We start from the raw sequence: 17,416 nt of genomic DNA, 5'->3' as shown, positions 1-17,416 counted from the left end.
GACTGTCTGCGAGAACAGTTCGGCTGGGCCGGGGTGGTGGGCGGGCCGGGCCTGGAGCGATCAGCGCCGGTACACCCAGTGCCGCGAGAGAAGGAATCCGACCGCACTCAGCGCCAGGTCGATGGCCGGCTTGGCCAGCCACGCCCATTTGAGGCCAACCGCCGCGTCGATGTTCGCCATGGCCCACGTGCTCACTGCCGTGGTCCCGAGCCACATCAGCACGAAGCGCGCGAACTGGCGCCGCCCCAGGGTGCCTTCCGAGCCGAAGGTGAACCGGCCGTTGAACCAGAACCCGAGCACCGCGCCACTGACGCGACCCACCACGTTGGCGGGCTCGACGGCGACGCCGGCGGCGCTCAGGCTCACGAAAACGGCCCAGTCCACCAGCAACTGCAACATGCCGATCAGGAAGTAACTGCCGCCCTGCCGGAGCAGTGTGGGGGTGGGGATCAGTCGGCGCATGCCGTGATTCTAGACCAGCCGTCGGTCACACTTGCTGAAGGCCGCGCCGCACGGGAAGCCTGTCGCCGGACCATTGCTAAGATTCCGCTCGCGGCGTCGACGTCCGGGCCGGCATCAGGAACAGAACAGGAACACGCATGAACCAGTTGCACGTCGTCATCCTCGCCGCCGGCGAGGGCAAGCGCATGAAATCGTCCACGGCCAAGGTGCTGCAGAAGATCGCCGGCAAGCCGATGCTGGGGCACGTGATCGACACCGCGCGCCAGCTCGGTGCGGCCGGCGTTCACGTCGTGTACGGGCACGGGGGCGAGCAGGTGCGTGCGGCGTTCGCCGACCAGCCGGACCTGCACTGGACCGAGCAGGAGCAGCGCCTGGGCACCGGCCATGCGGTGCAGCAGGCGATGCCGTCGGTGCCGGTCGACGCGCGCGTGCTGGTGCTGTACGGCGACGTGCCGCTGATCACCGCGCAGACGCTGCAACGCCTGTTGCAGGCGCCGGGACGCATCGCGGTGCTGGTCGCCGATCTCGACGATCCCACCGGCTACGGCCGCATCGTGCGCGATCCGCAGGGTCGCGTCGGCCGCATCGTCGAACACAAGGACGCCGACGACGAGCAGCGCGAGATCCGCACCGTCAACACTGGCATCCTCGTCGCCGACGGCGAGGCCCTGCGCCGCTGGCTGCAGCACCTGGGCAACGACAACGCGCAGGGCGAGTACTACCTCACCGATGTCTTCGCCTCCGCCGCCGCCGAATTCAACGCGGCCGAGATGGTCCACGTGCAGGATCCGATCGAAGTCGAAGGTGCCAACGATGCGTGGCAACTCGCGCAACTCGAACGCGCCTTCCAGCGTCGCGCGGCGCGTGCGCTCTGTGTGCAGGGCGCCCGCCTGGCCGACCCGTCGCGTTACGACCAGCGTGGCGAGGTGAGCGTCGGCCACGACGTGGAGATCGACGTGGACGTGGTGCTGGAAGGCAAGGTCGTGCTCGGCGACGGCGTTCGCATCGGCCCGTTCTGCCGCCTGAAGGACGTCACCCTCGGCCCCGGCACCGAAGTGCGCGCGCATTGCGACCTCGATGGTGTCGTCGTCGAAGGCGCGGCGCAGATCGGTCCGTATTCGCGCCTGCGTCCGGGCACCGTGCTCGCCGACGGCGTGCACATCGGCAACTTCGTCGAGACCAAGAACGCGCGCATCGGCGTGACCAGCAAGGCCAACCACCTCACGTACCTCGGCGATACCGTCATCGGCTCGCGCGTGAATGTCGGCGCCGGCACGATCACCTGCAACTACGACGGCGTGAACAAGTCGACCACGATCATCGAGGACGGCGCGTTCATCGGCTCCAATTCCTCGCTCGTTGCGCCGGTGACGATCGGCCGTGAGGCGACGATCGCCGCGGGTTCGGTCGTCACGCGCGATGCGCCCGAAGGCAAGCTCACCGTGGCGCGTGCGCGGCAGTCGGTGGTGGAGGGGTGGCAGCGGCCGGTGAAGAAGCCCAAAGGCTAGGAACGAGTGAAAGGAACCAGCAACGAGCAGGGCGTTCTTCACTCGTTTCCCGTTCTCCGCTCGTTCCCCGTTACTCGGCGGGCAGCGTCAAACTCACCGTCAGCCCGCCGCCGTCGCGATTCGCCAGGCCGATCCGGCCCCCGTGCGCCTCGCAGATCTCGCGCGCGAGCGCCAAACCCAGGCCACTGCCACTGCGCTTGGTCGAGTAGAACGGCACCAGCGCGTTGGCGAGCACCGCATCCGACATGCCCGGACCGCGATCGCTCACTTCCACCCGCAGCACGCGCCCGACCTGCCGGACCGACACGGTCACGTCCTCGTGCGCGGAGCCGGATTCGTGCGCGTTCTTCAGCACGTTGATCAGCGCCTGCTCGACCTGCGCGGGATCGAAGCGCGCCGGATCGTCCGGCACCGGGCCATGCTGGAACGCGTAATGCTGCTGCAGCCGCGACAGGAACGGCGCCCATTCCACCGTTTCCAGTTCCGGCACGGGCAGCTTCGCCACGCTCGAGTACCCGCGCAGGAAGCCGTGCAGATGCCGCGCGCGTTCCTCGATGGTTTCGAAGATGCGCCCGAGCTTCTCGTAGTCCTCGCGCCGCAGCAGCTCGGCGCCCGAATGCGCCAGCGACGTGATCGGCGCCAGCGAGTTGTTGAGCTCGTGGCTGATCACGCGGATCACCTTCTTCCACGTCGCCACTTCCTGCCGGTTCAACTCGGCGGTGAGCCGCTTGAACATGTACAGCGTGTGCACGCGGCCATTGAGATGGAAGTCGCGACGCGCGAGGTGGTAGGTCTCTTCCTGCCCGGCATGCTCGAAGCTGAAAAGCCGGTCACGGCCTTCGCCGAGTGCCTCGCGCAACGGCGCGGGCGTGTGTTCCATCAGCTGCGCGAACTTCAGTCCTTCGACCTTGCGCCCGTCATGGAACAGCTGGCGCGCGGCGACGTTGCCGTACACGATCGCGCCGCGGCTCTCGGTGAGCAGCAGCGCGGTCGGCGTGTTCTGCACGACCGTGTCGAGCAGCAGTTCGCGCTGGAACAGCGACTGGCGCTCCTCGCGCAGAACGCGGCCGAGTTCGTTGTGCGCCTCGACCAGGTCGTCGAGTTCGTCATGCGACCGGCGCGTCACGCTGAAACTGAAATCGCCGTCGCGGAAGCTCGCCACCGAACCCGACAACGCGCGGAACAGACTGAGTTGTCGGGCGAGATAGCGTTGCGCGATCCATGGCGCGACGATCGCACAGGCCAGCATCGCCAGGCTCGCGCCGAGCAGCGCGTTGTCGAGCCAGTCGATCAGCAGCGCCGCGAGCCCGGCGGCGCCCAGCATCGCCACGAACAGCAGCAACGCGAGCTTTCCGGCCATCGAGAACTGGCGCGTCTGCGGCTGCATGGCATCACCGGGCAATGCCGAGCTTGTCGAGCCGCCGGTACAGCGCCTGCCGGCTGAGGCCCAGGTCCGCCGCGGCCTGGCTCATCACGCCGCCGGCGCGCTGCAATGCCGATTCGATCGTCTCGCGATCGAGTTCGCCGTCGTGCGTGCGCGGGCTGGCTGCGATGGCGGCGAGGCCGAGTTCGTCGGCATCGATCACGTCCGCACGGCCGAGCAGCAATGCACGCTGGATCGCGTTCTTCATCTCGCGCACGTTGCCCGGCCACGAATGCCGCAGCAACGCGCTGCGCGCCGAGTCGCTCAGGCGGCGCCGGCCTTCGAGGAAGTGCTCGGCCAGCGGCAGGATGTCGCCGCGACGCTCCGCCAGCGGCGGCACGCGCAGCTCGATCACGTTGAGGCGGTAGTAGAGATCCTCGCGGAACGCGCCGGCGCGGATCATCGCCGGAATGTCGGCATTGGTCGCGGCAATCACGCGCACCTTCACCTGGCGCTCGCGGTTCGAACCCAGGCGCTGGAAGCGGCCGGTTTCCAGGACCCGCAGCAGTTTCATCTGCCCGGCCGGCGGCAGGTTGCCGATCTCGTCGAGCAGCAGCGTGCCGCCGTCGGCCGATTCGAACTTGCCTTCGCGCGACTTGTTGGCGCTGGTGTACGCGCCGGCTTCCGCGCCGAACAGCTCGGCCTCGATCAGCTCCGACGGCAATGCGCCGCAGTTGAGCGTCACGTACGGGCCTTCGCGCACGGCGGAATTGGCCTGGATGATCTCGGCGATGCGCTCCTTGCCGGCGCCGTTCGGACCGGTGACCAGCACCGGCACGTGGGCGCGCGCGACGTGGCACGCGAGGCTGACGACGCGTTCGCTCGCCGGATCGCCGAACACGATGCCGCGCAGGTCGTACTGGCGTTCCAGTTCCTGCCGACGACGGCGCTCGCCGTCGCGATGCTGCGCGAGCGCGCGATTCGCCTCGCCCAGTTCCAGCAGGTTGGTGACCGTGGTCATCAGCTTGCGGTCGTCCCACGGTTTGCCGAGGTAATCGGCGGCGCCGGCCTTCACCAGCGCGACGGCCGACTCCAGCCGCGTCCACGCGGTGAGCAGGATGATCGGCAGGTCGGGGAAACGGTCGCGGATCGTGCGGAACAGCGCGATGCCTTCCTCGCCGGAGGTCGTGTCGGCGGTGAAGTTCATGTCCTGGATGACGAGATCGATCGTCTCGCGTTCCAGCAGTTGCAGGCCTTCCTCCGGCGACTGCGCGCTGAGCACGCGCAGGTCGGCCAGCGAGAACAGCACGTCGAGCGCGACGTGCACGGCATGGTTGTCGTCGATGACCAGGATGGTCCGCATCGGCCTAGGGTAGCAGTGGGGCGCATGGGGCGGCGGCCGTTCCGGAGAGAGGAGCGAACGGCCGCCGCCGGTTACAGGGTTCGCGTCGGGACGATGTCAGATCCTTGGGAACCATGACATCGCGCCCTGATGGATTCCCGCCCGCGCGGGAACAGCATGTCTTCGAATCCCGAATCCCGGAACCGCTCACACCGTCCGCGTCGCCACCGCCGGCGACACCCGCGACGCACGCGTCGCCGGTCCGAACACCGCCAGCTGTCCCAGCAGCAGCACCGTCAGCGCGCCCAGCGGCGCGTAGTACCACGACAGGCGCGGCAGCTCGTAATGCTTCATCAGCCAGATGTTGAAGCCGTACGTGAGCAGCAGGCCGAGCGCGATGCCCACGCCCACCACGATCACGTTCTCGATCATGAAGTAGCGGCGGATGTCGAAGCGGCGCGCACCCAGCGCACGGCGCGTGCCGATCTGCTTCACGCGGCGCGTCACCCAGAAGCTGACCATGCCGACGATGCCCAACCCGGTCACCGCGAGCAGCGAGAAGATCACCGTGCCCAGCACGACGGTCATCGCGCGGTCCTGGCGGTAACTTTCGCCGCGCACTTCCTCGACCGAACGCAGCCCACGCACGATGCGGCCGGTGTTGATCTCGCCCAGCTTGCGTTCGGCTTCCTTCATCACCTCGTCGCGGCGGCCGGGTTCGGTGCGGATGAGATAGCGCGCGGAACTCGAATCGAACTCGCCGTCCTGGTACTGCGGCACCAGCATCGCGTGCTCGACCTTGTCCCAGCCCACCCACGGCGCCTGCAGGCGCTCGATGATGCCGACGATGGTGATCGGCCCGTTCCGGCCGCCGATGCCGCTGTAGATCACCTTGCCGACCGCGTTGCCTTCCGGATACAGCTGGTCGGCGAGCGCCTGGGTGATGATCAGCGTGTGCGGCGTGCCCTTGTCGTCCTTCGAGCGGTAGCTCACGTCACCGACGGTGAAGTTGCGGCCGGCGACGAGCTTCACGCCCAGCGTGTTCACGCCGTGCTCGTCGACCAGGTACAGCGCGGTCGGCACGTTCTTGCGCTGTTCCTCCGGCACGCTCTCGGGCTGCGTGGTGATGCCCTCGCTCCAGCCGCCGTTGGACAGCGGCACGGAGTTGATCGTGGTGGCGTCGACCACGCCGGGAATCGAGCGCAGCGTCTCCAGGTCCTCGCGAATGCTGCCGCGCAGGTCGAAGTCCTGCGCGAATCCCAGGCTGGTGATGGTGAACAGCGCGCTTTCGTCCATGCCGCTGGGACGGTTCACCTTCTCGATGCGCTGCAGGATGATGAAGACGCTGTTGCACACGATGGCCAGCGTGATGGCGACCTGCAGCGCGATCAGCAGCAGGCCGGTCTTGTTGCGCATGAGCGCGTTGAGGATCGGGCGGAATTCCATGATGGTTTCCTCGCGGTTACTGCGTCTTCAACTGCGTGGCCGGCTGCACCTGGCAGGCGCGCCACGTCGGATAGAGACCGGCGATGAGGCTGGCGATCAACGCGATCAGCAGGGATGCGAAGACCATGCTCCAGTCCAGTTCGGCGAGCCGTTCGATCGAGGTGCCCGCATACAGCTTTCGTAGCGCCAGCAGCCCGAGGCCCGTCAGCACCAGCCCGCACAGGCCGCCGGCGAGGCCGACCAGGCCCGATTCGGTCAGGTACTGCGCGAACACCGCCGGCTTGCTCGCACCGACCGCGCGACGCAGGCCGATTTCCGGCGCCTTGCCCATGAACTTCGCCAGCAGCAGGCCCACCGTATTGATCAGGCACACCGCGAAGAACGCGAACGCCAGCCACACCTGCGTGCGCACGTCGCGACCGACCACGCGCTGCGCTTCCAGGAACTCCGACACCGTGTAGACGCGGTTGTTGGTCGGACGCTGGAAGCGGCCGGTCTTCTTCTGCTCGGCCACGTAGTCGTTGAGGAAGCTCGCGTAGCGTTGCGCGTCGGCGTCGTCCTTCACCTGCACCCACAGGTCGATCCAGATGCATTCCGACGCGAGCAGGCCGGCGTAACCCGGTTCGGCGTCCTTGTAGCAGCTGTTGTTCGAGTTGCTGTTGAGCTGCTTCTCGATGCCGATGGCGAAGGGCACGAACACCGACTGCGGATCATTGAAAGCGCCGTTGGCGACGTGGTAAACGCGCGGCGTCGGACGCCACTTCTCCAGCACGCCGACGACGGTGTAGTCCTCGCCGCCCAGCCGTACCTTGCGGCCCACGCTGTTCTCGCCGCCGAAGAGTTTGTCGTTGGTCTCGCTGTCGATCACCGCCACGCGCGCGGCGTTGCGGTCTTCCGCGGGCGACCAGCCGCTGCCGTAGCGGAATGGCGGCTCGAAGATCGGGAAGAAGCCCGACGTGGTGAACAGCGCTTCGACCATGTACGGCTTGACCTCGCGCTTGTCCGGCTCCAGCGGAAGCACGTTGGGGAAGAACGCCGCCTCGTGCTCGGCCTTGTGCGCCTGCACGAGGTTGTTGGCGTCCTGGTAGGTCACCAGGTCCGGCGGTTCGGTCGGGTTGTCCTCGTCCCACGGGTCGTTCACGTCCCAGTTGTCGAGCAGGATGCGCCGGACCTTCTCGTCCTTATGCGACAACGGATTGGCGCTCATCATGTGCAGCACGGTCATCGAGGTCATCGACATGCCGATGCCCAGCGCGATCGCCGCCACCATGAGGGCGGTGAGGATGCGGTTGCGCTTGAGCGAGATCGCCGCCAGCCGCAGGTAGTAGGTGAACATGGTCGCGCGCTCCTCAGGCTTCGGTCGCGGTGGCGGCGGTCGTGGCGGCGACTTCGCCGCCCAGGCGCGGCGCATCGTCCAGGTCGGTCACCTGGCCGTCGATGATGTGCACGTTGCGCTGCGCGCGCGCGGCGAGTTCGGGGTCGTGCGTCACCATCACGATCGTCGTGCCCTGCGCGTGGATCTCCTCCAGCAGTTCCATCACGCCGCGCGCCATCAGCGAGTCGAGGTTGCCGGTGGGTTCGTCGGCGAGCAGCAGGCGCGGCGAACCCGCCAGCGCACGCGCGATCGCCACGCGCTGCTGCTGGCCGCCGGACAGTTCGGACGGATAGTGCTTCATGCGCGAGGACAGGCCCACGCGGCCCAGCGCGTGCTCGATGCGCTCCTTGCGCTCGGCCGACGTCATGCGGCGATAGCGCAGCGGGACGTCGACGTTGTCGAACAGGTTCAGGTCCGGAATCAGGTTGAAGCCCTGGAAGATGAAGCCGATCTTCTCGTTGCGCAGCCTCGATCGCGCGTTGTCGTCCAGGCCCTTCACCGACACGCCGTCGAGCAGGTAGTCGCCGTCGTTGAAGTCTTCCAGCAGGCCGGCGATGTTGAGGAACGTCGTCTTGCCCGAGCCCGACGGGCCGGTGACGGCGACGAACTCGCCTTCGCGCACGTGGATGTCGAAGCCGCGCAGTGCATGCGTTTCGATCATGTGGGTGCGGTAGACCTTGCTCAGGTGGGTCATCTTCAGCATGGCGGGCTCCTGGTGGTGCGTGTTCGGCGAAGGTTTCGGGGCGTGGACAGGGATGCGCGAAGGCGAGGGAACGTTACCGGTCAGTCGTTGACCATGACTTCCTCGGCGCCGTTGAATGCGGTGGTGTCGGAAATCACGATGCGGTCGCCGGGCTGGAGGCCCGACAGCACTTCCACGTCGGACAGGCTGCTGGCGCCGGTGGTGATCGCGGTCTTGATCGCGCTGTCGCCGTCGAGCTTGTAGGCGACCCGACCGCCGCCGGTATCGAGGAACGGGCCGCGCTGCACCATCAGCACGTTCGGCTTCTCCTCGATCATCACGCGCGTGCTGACGCGCTGGTTCTGGCGCAGGCCGGTCGGGCGCTTGCCGTCGGGCTGGTCGTCGGCGAAGCGCACGCGCGCCATCACCTGGCCGTTGACGACTTCGGGCGACACCGAACGCAGCTGGCCGTTGTACTTCTGCCCGCCGTAGCTGATCTCCGCGCCCATGCCCAGGCGCAGGTCGTCGGCGTAGCTTTCAGGCACGGGGAGTTCGACCTCGAGTTCGCGCAGATCGACCACCACCAGCAGCGGCTGATTGGCCGGCACCACCGTGCGATCGGTGATGTTCACCGTGCCGACCATGCCGTCCACGGGCGAGCGGATGTTGAGTTCGTCCACCTGGCGCTGCAGGTCGTCGACCAGCGCCTGCTGGCGCTGTGCGAGCAGGTGCTTGTTGCGCGTGTCCAGGCCGGCGCCGCGATCCTGCAGGCCGTAATCGCGCTGCGCGTGCAGCAGGCCGATATCGGCCTTCTTCAGCGTGTCCTGCGCGCGGGCCACTTCGATGCTCGACACCGCGCCGCCATCGAAACCCTTCTGGCTGCGTTCCAGGTCGCGCATCGCCGCGGTGCGGTCGATCTGTGCCTGGTCCAGCGCCTTCTGCGCGGTGGAGCGCGCCAGTTGCGCGTCGAGCGCGGCGCGGCTGGCTTCGGCCTGCAGGCTCGCCAGGGTCGACTGTTCCTGCACGAGCTTGCTGCGCAGCTCCGGGCTGTCGATCACCGCCAGCGTCTGGCCCTGCTTGATGGTGTCGCCGGCCTGCACCTTCAGCGTGACCGTGCCGGCGGCCGGCGCATACAGGGTGGGGCTGACCGCGGCGACCATCCGGCCCTGCACCGAGACGTCGCGCACCAGCGTGCCGCGGCGGACCTCGGCCGTGCGCAGGCGCTCGCCGCTGACCGACTGTCCGGCGCCCAGCCAGCGCCCCAGGGTGGGCACGCTCAAGGCCAGCAGCAGGGCCGCCGCCACGCCGCCGCCGATGAGCAGCTGCTTGCGACGCGGGTTCGCGGGGGGCGCGGCGATGACGCGGTCTTGGCCGGAGGTGTCGCGGATCATGCGGTCGGTCGGTGATGGGAACCCACCTGAACACGCACGGAGCGTGCCAACCCCCGCGCTCTTTGTTTTCAACCACTTGCGCGTGCGGCACGGTGTCCGCGGTGTCCGCGCGGACACTCCGGTGTCCGCCGTAAAGCCGCCATCGCGTACCTCCCGCTAAACTGTCCGTCTTCCCGATCTGGAGTGCCGCTGCATGTGCGGAATTGTGGGTGCGATCGCCGATCGCGACGTGGTACCGGTGCTGATCGAAGGCCTCAAGCGCCTGGAATACCGCGGCTACGACTCCGCCGGTATCGCCGTCCTGGACGGTGCCGACGTCCGCCGCGTGCGCCGCACCGGCCGTGTGGCCGAGATGGAGGCCGCCGCGCAGTCCGAGGACTTCCACGCCACGCTCGGCATCGGCCACACGCGCTGGGCCACGCACGGCGGCGTGACCGAAGCCAACGCGCATCCGCACATCTCCTTCGGCGAGCTGGCGGTGGTGCACAACGGCATCATCGAGAATCACGACGAGCAGCGCGAAGCCCTGCGCGCGAAGGGCTACGTGTTCGAGTCGCAGACCGACACCGAGGTCATCGCGCACCTGATCCACTTCCACCAGTCGCAGGGCGCGGATCTGCTGACGGCCGTGCAGAACTCGGTGCGTGAACTCGTCGGTGCCTACGCCATCGCCGTGGTCAGCAAGCGCGAACCCGGCCGCCTCATCGCCGCACGCATGGGCTGCCCGCTGCTGGTGGGGCTGGGCGAGGGCGAGAATTTCGTCGCGAGCGATGTGTCCGCGATCGTGCAGGCCACGCGCCAGGTGATCTTCCTCGAAGAAGGCGACACCGCCGAAGTGACCCGCGAGGGCGTGCGCGTGTTCGATGCGAACAATGCGCCGATCGAACGCGAAGTGCACGTGTCCGACGTGTCGCTCGCCTCGCTGGAGCTGGGCCCGTACCGCCACTTCATGCAGAAGGAAATCCACGAGCAGCCGCGCGCCATCGCCGACACCATCGAGGCGGTGATGGACGCCAACGCGTTCAGTCCGCTGCTGTTCGGCGCGAGCGCGGAGGACGTGTTGCGCGGCGTCGAAGGCGTGCAGATCCTCGCCTGCGGCACCAGCTACTACGCCGGCCTCACCGCGCGTTACTGGATCGAAGCCATCTCCGGCTTGCCGTGCTCGGTCGAAATCGCCAGCGAATACCGCTACCGCAAGGCCGTTGCCAACCCGAAGCACCTCATCGTCACCATCTCGCAGTCGGGCGAAACGCTCGACACGATGGAAGCGCTGAAGTACGCCAAGTCGCTGGGCCACGACCGCACGCTGTCCATCTGCAACGTGCCCGAAAGCGCCATCCCGCGCGCCAGCCGGCTGGTGTACTACACGCGCGCCGGCGCCGAGATCGGCGTGGCATCCACCAAGGCCTTCACCACGCAGCTGGTGGCGCTGTTCACGCTGGCCGCAACGCTGGCGAAGCTGAACGACCGCCTGGGCGTGGAGCAGGAAGGCCAGTACCTGGACGCGCTGCGCTTCCTGCCCGGCAGCGTGCAGCACGCGCTGAACCTGGAGCCGCAGATCACCGCCTGGGCCGAGCGCTTCGCGCCGAAGCAGCACGCGCTGTTCCTCGGCCGCGGCGTGCATTACCCGATCGCGCTGGAAGGCGCGCTCAAGCTCAAGGAAATCTCCTACATCCATGCCGAGGCCTACCCGGCGGGCGAACTCAAGCACGGCCCGCTCGCCCTGGTGGACGCCGCGATGCCGGTGGTGGTCATCGCGCCGAACGACACGCTGCTGGAGAAGGTGAAGTCCAACATGCAGGAAGTGCGCGCCCGCGGCGGCGAGCTGTTCGTCTTCACCGACGAGGACAGCCAGTTCGGCGCCTCCGAAGGCGTGCACGTCATCCGCGCCCCGCGTCACGTCGGCGTGCTGTCGCCGGTGGTGCATGCGATCCCGGTGCAGCTGCTGGCGTACCACGCCGCACTGGCGCGCGGTACCGACGTGGACAAGCCGCGGAATCTGGCGAAGTCGGTGACGGTGGAATAGTTTCCAACGGGGGTTCGGTTCGGTACCTGGTTCGACTGACCTGCCCCCAGCTCTGGCAGTCCAGGCATCGCCAAGAGCACCTTGCGTTGGCGGCAGAGGTGTCCCGATTACGGGACACCCTGTGTCAGTCCTTTGCGGCAATTGCCGAAGAACTGGCTGTTCGGAACATCCTCAGTCCCCGTGGGCTCCCGCTCACCGCAGCTCTTGTCTACTCGATCTACCAGAAGTGGAGTGTGCGGCAGCGCCGGGTTAGCCAGGCGCCACGGATGGAACTACTAGCCGTGACCATCGAGAGCGATCCAGCTGGCGGCTGGGTATGATCTGCGAAAGGCTGGGCGCTCGCGGAAAAGGCGCACGTTGAGTCGATAAAGGGGAGCTCATTTGCCACTTCTCACATTCTGGGAATCGAATAAGGACGCCGTGCTCGGCATGAGCATCGTCCAGGTTGTTGCAAACGCGGGGGATGGGACGTTGCGGGATGCCGCGCCGTCATCTTTGGAACTGCGCGAGTTTCTTAGGTATGTCGATGCGAGCGTCCTAGAACGCTATGCGACGCATTGCCTGACTCAATCCTTTCCAAACTCAGGGTTTGTACTCCAAGACGTGGTGAACGAGTTGGGGCGAAGGCTCGGGTACAAGGTGTCAAATGGGCTTTACCGCGGAAAAGTGAACGCCATTGGGTTTGATGGCGTTTGGCAGCACCCGGGGTCAAGGCAGTTGGTTGTCGAGGTCAAAACAACCGACTACTACAACATTGATCTCAGTAAGGTCTTCGCTTACCGCGAAAAGTTGGTGGCGACAGGGGAGGTGGCTGCTGACTCCGCAGTTCTCTTCGTTGTAGGTCGAGACGACTCAAACTCCCTGGAGGCTCAGATTCGCGGGTCGCGGCATGCTTGGGACGCAAGGCTCGTCAGCGTTGACTCCCTCGTGAAGATGGTGAAGGTCAAGGAGTCAACCGATGACCAAACGACAGCTAATCGACTGCGCACACTTCTTGAGCCGCTTGAGTACACCAGGATCGACAGATTGATTGATGTGGTGTTCGAGACGGTGGCTGACGTTCAGGCTGCATCGAGTGCAGAAGAAACGTCAGTGGTAGTTGGAGTGCCAATTGAAGCCGTTCAAGGCACTGCACCGAAAAGTGCAGCTGACGCAACGTCACGCGAAGACATTAAGGCAGTCAGGGATCAAGTCGTAGCCGCGCTCTCGAAAAGCCTTGGAGTTCAGCTAAACAAAGAAACACGGACTGCATACGAAAGCGATGATGAAAGCACCCGAGTAGTCGTCGCTGTATCTAAGCGTTATCCGCATGCCGCTCAAGCCTACTGGTACGCCTACCATCCGTATTGGCAGACGTTTCTTGAGGGCGCAAAGAGAGGGCTCTTCGTAATGGCATGTCTCGACAAGCAGGAGGCATACGCCATTCCGATCGAGGCGCTCACGCCACTTCTGCCTAAGCTAAACAAGACTGAGAAGGAAGATCGGAGCTACTGGCATGTCGTCTTGCAGGATGACTCCGCGGGCACCGCGCTTCGGTTGACGAGGTTTGGCGAAGTCATTCCGTTGACCCAGTACGCAATCCAGCTTTGAGTCGCCAGAACGATGGGCAATCCAATAACTGATCGCGTAAAGATTGGCACCATCGGAGAGTTGCTAGTCCAGCTACGACTACTGCAGTACAACGTTCAAGCCGCTCCCCCAATAAAGGATTCAGGGAACGACCTGATTGCGGTGAAGGGGGAAGCCTTCCGCGGCGTGCAGGTTAAGACCACCGCTGGACAGCGCGTATCTCAGCGCGATCTACCTGACCACTATCACATACTGGCAATTGTCAGGCTGAGCTCCACAGAGACCGATCTGCTGCTTGATAGGTCCGATGTATACCTGGTGCCTCGGGCAGTTGTGGACGCCAACGGTGGGCGTGCTCCGGCGCGACTAGACGCCCATGCGATCTCCGAAAGACTGGTGGCTGAGCTTTTCCGGCAACCCGATGCTGCCGAGTAAGCGCTAGAGCGCGTTGAAAACCCAGGCGCGGGCGAAGGGACATGGGCTCGCTTGCCCTGCGGACTAAACGACTCGCCCGCGCGGACGGATCTGCGCCTCCTGGGCGAGTCCGAGGCGACGGATTTGGACGCCTACTACATATGACTAACGACGGTCCGGCAATTCCGCCGGGCGACTGAAACGGGAGTCATTGCATGGAATTCAACATTGAGTACGCAGGTTGCCTGGGCGTCAAAGGCGCGTGCCTAATCAACGTACATAGATCGGAGCGAAGAGCCGTCGATGTGCTCTCGTTCGAAGGTCCATTCAGAAGCAACGTAACCGTCATAGCAAGCGATCTAGCTTCTGCTCTCAAAGCTGTTCGGGAGAGGCTCTCCGGCTCGGAGTTTCAACTCGTTGGGTTCGAAGGGGAGGTCTCCCTTGACAGCATCCGTCTAGTTCGCGCCTTTCAAAGAACTGACGATGATTGGGTTGAAGTTTGGGAGAACGACCGAGACGAGGCGATTTGGGTTCGAGTCGTGTAATCGCTCAAACACGGGAAAATCACCTGCAGGCGGGTAACGAAGTGCGCTAAATAGTAGTACGGAGCCACTCCATCCTTACACCTTGGCGCTACAACTGCGCTGCCTCGATGGATGCCCTCAAACAATCTTGTGCGCGATGGACACTGCTCCGCGTCAGAGTCGACGGTAAGTGAGTAAGTCCCCGAATTCTAATCATGATGCACCAAAGGCGAACTGGGTGCTAAAACCTCTCGCCACGATGAAGGCTCTGCCGCACTTGTAACCTTCAAGCCCATGCAATGTAGGCGCGTTTGCCTGCGTGGGTTCCCGTTGTTCGTGAGAGCACGGGGCATAGGGAGACCGGATAACCGCCCCTGCCAGCAGCTTCTGTTGGAGTCCCGTAACGCGCTGCTGATGGCGTCCCTAGACGTAACGATCAGATTGCACTTTCCCTTCGACGGGGAAAGTGCATCTAGCAAACCCTGCCGTAATGAGAGATCAAAACCTAACCCCGGCGCTTGCGCCGCGCGGGCTATGCCCGCGTCACTGATAAGGAGATATAGATGAGTCTAGTAACGCCGAAGAGAGTTAAGTCAAAGACAGAACTAGTTCGAGCTCTTGGTTCAACTTCAGTCGAGTTCATCGTCGAGTTCGAGCCTGAAGAGGACGGAGATCTTCGCTCTATATCCGAACGCATCAAGGCAATGATGCGGAGCGGAAGACGCGTGCACGTCGTGCTTCTTGAGCGCAAGAAGGGAGGTGTCAGGTGATCTCGGTGTCAGAATGGATTGAGCTTATGAAGCTGCTAAGTGATCCCAACAATGAGATCAACGCGGTTGAGTTTGAGTCCGTTCGGCAGGACGTTGAGAGACTCGCGATCCAATTCCACCCTTCCGTTGAGCAGAGAATGGGTGGGGGTCAATAATGGCGAAGCGATACGCTCGGCATAGAAACTATCGAATGCCTGAAGATCTCGTTCGCGGCGTGAAGAAGTACGCGCTTGATCATGGCGTGAGCGAGAGCGAGGCAGTTCGGCGCATGATCCATCAAGCGCTGTGCTTGGGAGGGAGAACGGCAGAGCCGAGTTTGGCGCAAGAACATGTTCCGGTCTCCACGGACAACGGGCAGAAATAGAGAAGCCAGGCTTCTATCGAAACCTGGCTTCGGGCATCAGTCTATTCATGCGGTGGCGTTACCGAACTCAAGCTGTGCGCGTTTGATCATGCGCCTCATGTCCGGAAACTCTTCTCTAACAATCGCTCGCAAGGAGATCGTACACGGTTGCGCATGCCCCTCTGAGAGAACAATGGCTCTGAGCCGTTGCGTCATCTCCTCTGTCAGTTCGTTGTCTCGCAAGAAGTCAAACGCGATTGGGAAGAACCGAGACATCATGGCTGGGCTCAGACGTTCAGGGTCGTTAGCCGTCATTACGAAGTCGTTTACGGGGGATAGCGCTTCTACTACGCCGCGGAGCGCGGCTTGCGCCTCCTTTGATAGGAAGTCTCCCTCGTCTAACAGCACGAGCCGACGTTCTCCAGTCAAAGGGCGACTGGTACAGGTTCGTTCTAGACTCCTGACCATCTCGATCGAACCAGCCGACGAGCAGTTGATGAAGTACGTGTTCTCGGGGTTCAGGAGACGCGCGACTGTAGTCTTCCCCGTGCCTGGTGGACCATGAAGCAAGAGTGACATGCTTCCACTGGCATTGACGAGGCGTTGGAGCTTCGTCGCAATGCCAGCAGGAAGAACTAGATCCGAGAACCGCGCCGGACGATACCTCTGCGCCCAATCTGCCTCTGCGCTGATCATGCCGCTTCCTTCATGGCGTTAGCGCTGAGTGCCGACTCCAGATTCTCAGAGAGTTGGATAGCCGCCTGGAGCCCACGCAGAAGGTCTTGGACCTTACGAACTGTAGCGAGCTGCTGACTCGACAGGGAGCCAGAGAAGCGAACCACGATGTCTCCGCCTGTTCCATTTGGAACATGGGGGATGCTTGCCTTACGCGCCGGACTCTTAGCCTTGGTCTTTGTGTTTCCCAGTAGCCCGGCAAGGTCATTCGCCGTCATGCTGGAGAAGATCTTGCCCTCTTTGACCGCGTCATCGAGGTTGCGACTGTCCATGTCCGCAAGCCGATAAATGGTGGTCCATGCCGCCGGTAGTGCTGCGGCGTGCCTGCTGAGCACGGTGTGCTTGGAGCCGATGAGTGCGAGCTTTCGGATGGCGCTTGAGTCGGCATCAAAGCGGATGCCCTTGCAGAAGAGCTCGAAGTCGTTCTTGGGGCGCTGTTTTGCCTTGTGGACCGTGAGCGCCATGGCTAGTACGCCCTCGGCGGGTTTCACGGCGAAGGCGTTGAACTCGCTGATCAAGGCGGTTACTTCCGCCGGTATGACATCGTCTGCGTCAATAGTGTTAATGGTCAAATCATTCATTTCCTGAGTTCTCCGATTGAGTGGTCCCAGATTGGGCGGCTGTTGAGCCCCTCCTCTGGTGCACACATTGTCGCAGTGGCTAGTGAGACAGTCAGGAAGCAACACAAATGCTACGATTAAAATGTTAATGAACTGGAGTTCGAGTGGTGGGCGTGGGCAAGAGGCATTTCCCATACAAGCACCCGACGTTCGGGACGAAGACTCGCCCTAAACCTAGGAGCGCTTGGCAGCAGTCCGTCTACTACTGGTGGTGGGCGTACCTGCGGCGCAATGAGTCGTACCTGGCAACCTGTGCCGCAGGTGGTATCGGTGCGATGACTGAGCTCTATGCGGACTTCGGAGATGTCCGCGACGATGACTTCAAGGCGTGGTGGAGTAAGCGGGGCGTCCACATCTTCGCGGAGCCCGCGGCGGAAGACTCGGTTCGCGTCATTACCGATCCTTCCGCACTCGTACTAGACGAGTCGACGCTGACGATCTCGCTGCCGCTCGGGTTGCCGAAGCGATTCTTGGAGAAGCGAATCAAAGATCTGCTCGCCGAGCATCACAAGGGCAGGCGCGGTCATCAGCTAGCGAAGAAGAGCCGAGCCCGATACCAGGTACAGGGGCAGCCAAACATCCCGGCGCTGAAGCAAGGCTTGGCGGTATATGACCATTGGAAAGCGAATCCTGGAATGCCGTTGTGGCAGGTCGGGAACACCCTCCCGAAGTTCCAGCTGGAGCAGAGGATCGCGCCGGGTGAACGTAAGACCGCTGACAAGCGGAATGTCCTAGCAGCGACCGTGAGTCGTTACCTGCGTAGGGTGAAGCAGTCCATAAACAACGCCGGACAAGGGGTGTTTCCCTAAACCCTGAGTAAGCATTACCTTACCTTGGGGTAGCGGG

General features: G+C 64.0%; 15 protein-coding genes. 6 read left to right on the top strand and 9 right to left on the bottom strand.

What is annotated here, in order from left to right; translation table 11 throughout:
- Positions 1 to 60: 60 nt before the first annotated feature.
- Entirely contained in the window at positions 61 to 462 is a 402-nt protein-coding gene (locus AC3ANK_RS16780; protein ID WP_206862271.1) for a GtrA family protein, read from the bottom strand.
- A gap of 137 nt (positions 463 to 599) precedes the next feature.
- Between AC3ANK_RS16780 and glmU the strand changes: the two genes are divergently transcribed.
- Entirely contained in the window at positions 600 to 1,970 is a 1,371-nt protein-coding gene (glmU, locus tag AC3ANK_RS16775) for a bifunctional UDP-N-acetylglucosamine diphosphorylase/glucosamine-1-phosphate N-acetyltransferase GlmU (RefSeq protein WP_206862270.1), read from the top strand.
- Between the two features lie 70 nt (positions 1,971 to 2,040).
- Here glmU and AC3ANK_RS16770 read toward each other — a convergent pair whose 3' ends face one another.
- The 6 genes from AC3ANK_RS16770 to AC3ANK_RS16745 form a co-directional block, all read right to left on the bottom strand.
- Positions 2,041 to 3,357 (bottom strand): sensor histidine kinase, encoded by a 1,317-nt coding sequence (locus tag AC3ANK_RS16770; protein ID WP_206862269.1) that lies wholly within the window; start codon positions 3,355 to 3,357, stop codon positions 2,041 to 2,043.
- Between the two features lie 4 nt (positions 3,358 to 3,361).
- Entirely contained in the window at positions 3,362 to 4,696 is a 1,335-nt protein-coding gene (locus tag AC3ANK_RS16765) for a sigma-54-dependent transcriptional regulator (RefSeq protein WP_484171556.1), read from the bottom strand.
- A gap of 186 nt (positions 4,697 to 4,882) precedes the next feature.
- Positions 4,883 to 6,121, bottom strand: a complete 1,239-nt coding sequence (locus AC3ANK_RS16760) for an ABC transporter permease (RefSeq protein ID WP_206862267.1) — start codon at positions 6,119 to 6,121, stop codon at positions 4,883 to 4,885.
- Between the two features lie 16 nt (positions 6,122 to 6,137).
- Positions 6,138 to 7,457: an ABC transporter permease gene (locus AC3ANK_RS16755; protein ID WP_206862266.1), complete on the bottom strand. Its 1,320-nt coding sequence runs from the start codon at positions 7,455 to 7,457 to the stop codon at positions 6,138 to 6,140.
- A 13-nt stretch (positions 7,458 to 7,470) separates the two neighbouring features.
- The gene (locus tag AC3ANK_RS16750; protein ID WP_206862265.1) at positions 7,471 to 8,199 is read right to left on the bottom strand and encodes an ABC transporter ATP-binding protein; all 729 of its coding nucleotides are present in this window, start codon (positions 8,197 to 8,199) and stop codon (positions 7,471 to 7,473) included.
- Between the two features lie 80 nt (positions 8,200 to 8,279).
- On the bottom strand, positions 8,280 to 9,569 hold the full coding sequence (locus AC3ANK_RS16745; RefSeq protein ID WP_484171555.1) for an efflux RND transporter periplasmic adaptor subunit: 1,290 nt from the start codon (positions 9,567 to 9,569) through the stop codon (positions 8,280 to 8,282).
- 193 nt (positions 9,570 to 9,762) lie between these two features.
- Between AC3ANK_RS16745 and glmS the strand changes: the two genes are divergently transcribed.
- The 4 genes from glmS to AC3ANK_RS16725 all read left to right on the top strand — a co-directional run bounded on the left by glmS (position 9,763) and on the right by AC3ANK_RS16725 (position 14,872).
- Entirely contained in the window at positions 9,763 to 11,595 is a 1,833-nt protein-coding gene (gene glmS / locus AC3ANK_RS16740; RefSeq protein ID WP_206862263.1) for a glutamine--fructose-6-phosphate transaminase (isomerizing), read from the top strand.
- A 429-nt stretch (positions 11,596 to 12,024) separates the two neighbouring features.
- Entirely contained in the window at positions 12,025 to 13,185 is a 1,161-nt protein-coding gene (locus tag AC3ANK_RS16735) for a hypothetical protein (protein WP_484171554.1), read from the top strand.
- Between the two features lie 608 nt (positions 13,186 to 13,793).
- Positions 13,794 to 14,123 carry a hypothetical protein gene (locus tag AC3ANK_RS16730; protein ID WP_484171553.1) on the top strand — a complete coding sequence of 110 codons (330 nt, stop codon included), beginning with the start codon at positions 13,794 to 13,796 and terminating at the stop codon, positions 14,121 to 14,123.
- A 542-nt stretch (positions 14,124 to 14,665) separates the two neighbouring features.
- A complete protein-coding gene (locus AC3ANK_RS16725) occupies positions 14,666 to 14,872 on the top strand; it encodes a hypothetical protein (protein ID WP_484171552.1) in 207 nt (68 codons plus the stop codon).
- 409 nt (positions 14,873 to 15,281) lie between these two features.
- Here the strand turns inward: AC3ANK_RS16725 and AC3ANK_RS16720 are convergent, their stop codons facing one another.
- Together AC3ANK_RS16720 and AC3ANK_RS16715 are read right to left on the bottom strand one after the other, a co-directional pair.
- The gene (locus AC3ANK_RS16720; RefSeq protein ID WP_484172892.1) at positions 15,282 to 15,794 is read right to left on the bottom strand and encodes an AAA family ATPase; all 513 of its coding nucleotides are present in this window, start codon (positions 15,792 to 15,794) and stop codon (positions 15,282 to 15,284) included.
- 113 nt (positions 15,795 to 15,907) lie between these two features.
- On the bottom strand, positions 15,908 to 16,531 hold the full coding sequence (locus AC3ANK_RS16715) for a hypothetical protein (RefSeq protein WP_484171551.1): 624 nt from the start codon (positions 16,529 to 16,531) through the stop codon (positions 15,908 to 15,910).
- 314 nt (positions 16,532 to 16,845) lie between these two features.
- Here AC3ANK_RS16715 and AC3ANK_RS16710 point away from each other — a divergent pair, with 314 nt between their 5' ends.
- The gene (locus AC3ANK_RS16710; protein ID WP_484171550.1) at positions 16,846 to 17,379 is read left to right on the top strand and encodes a hypothetical protein; all 534 of its coding nucleotides are present in this window, start codon (positions 16,846 to 16,848) and stop codon (positions 17,377 to 17,379) included.
- The last annotated feature ends 37 nt before the right edge of the window (positions 17,380 to 17,416 follow it).

The sequence above is a fragment of the Lysobacter sp. SCRH-1R genome (assembly GCF_057747855.1).
This window is presented reverse-complemented; position numbering and strand designations above follow the sequence as displayed.

What these genes read in the sequence shown, in the direction of transcription:
- AC3ANK_RS16780 (WP_206862271.1), bottom strand. Translation starts at nt 462, where the DNA reads ATGCGCCGACTGATCCCCACCCCCACACTGCTCCGGCAGGGCGGCAGT.
- glmU (WP_206862270.1), top strand. Translation starts at nt 600, where the DNA reads ATGAACCAGTTGCACGTCGTCATCCTCGCCGCCGGCGAGGGCAAGCGC.
- AC3ANK_RS16770 (WP_206862269.1), bottom strand. Translation starts at nt 3,357, where the DNA reads ATGCAGCCGCAGACGCGCCAGTTCTCGATGGCCGGAAAGCTCGCGTTG.
- AC3ANK_RS16765 (WP_484171556.1), bottom strand. Translation starts at nt 4,696, where the DNA reads ATGCGGACCATCCTGGTCATCGACGACAACCATGCCGTGCACGTCGCG.
- AC3ANK_RS16760 (WP_206862267.1), bottom strand. Translation starts at nt 6,121, where the DNA reads ATGGAATTCCGCCCGATCCTCAACGCGCTCATGCGCAACAAGACCGGC.
- AC3ANK_RS16755 (WP_206862266.1), bottom strand. Translation starts at nt 7,457, where the DNA reads ATGTTCACCTACTACCTGCGGCTGGCGGCGATCTCGCTCAAGCGCAAC.
- AC3ANK_RS16750 (WP_206862265.1), bottom strand. Translation starts at nt 8,199, where the DNA reads ATGCTGAAGATGACCCACCTGAGCAAGGTCTACCGCACCCACATGATC.
- AC3ANK_RS16745 (WP_484171555.1), bottom strand. Translation starts at nt 9,569, where the DNA reads ATGATCCGCGACACCTCCGGCCAAGACCGCGTCATCGCCGCGCCCCCC.
- glmS (WP_206862263.1), top strand. Translation starts at nt 9,763, where the DNA reads ATGTGCGGAATTGTGGGTGCGATCGCCGATCGCGACGTGGTACCGGTG.
- AC3ANK_RS16735 (WP_484171554.1), top strand. Translation starts at nt 12,025, where the DNA reads ATGAGCATCGTCCAGGTTGTTGCAAACGCGGGGGATGGGACGTTGCGG.
- AC3ANK_RS16730 (WP_484171553.1), top strand. Translation starts at nt 13,794, where the DNA reads ATGGAATTCAACATTGAGTACGCAGGTTGCCTGGGCGTCAAAGGCGCG.
- AC3ANK_RS16725 (WP_484171552.1), top strand. Translation starts at nt 14,666, where the DNA reads ATGAGTCTAGTAACGCCGAAGAGAGTTAAGTCAAAGACAGAACTAGTT.
- AC3ANK_RS16720 (WP_484172892.1), bottom strand. Translation starts at nt 15,794, where the DNA reads ATGTCACTCTTGCTTCATGGTCCACCAGGCACGGGGAAGACTACAGTC.
- AC3ANK_RS16715 (WP_484171551.1), bottom strand. Translation starts at nt 16,531, where the DNA reads ATGAATGATTTGACCATTAACACTATTGACGCAGACGATGTCATACCG.
- AC3ANK_RS16710 (WP_484171550.1), top strand. Translation starts at nt 16,846, where the DNA reads ATGACTGAGCTCTATGCGGACTTCGGAGATGTCCGCGACGATGACTTC.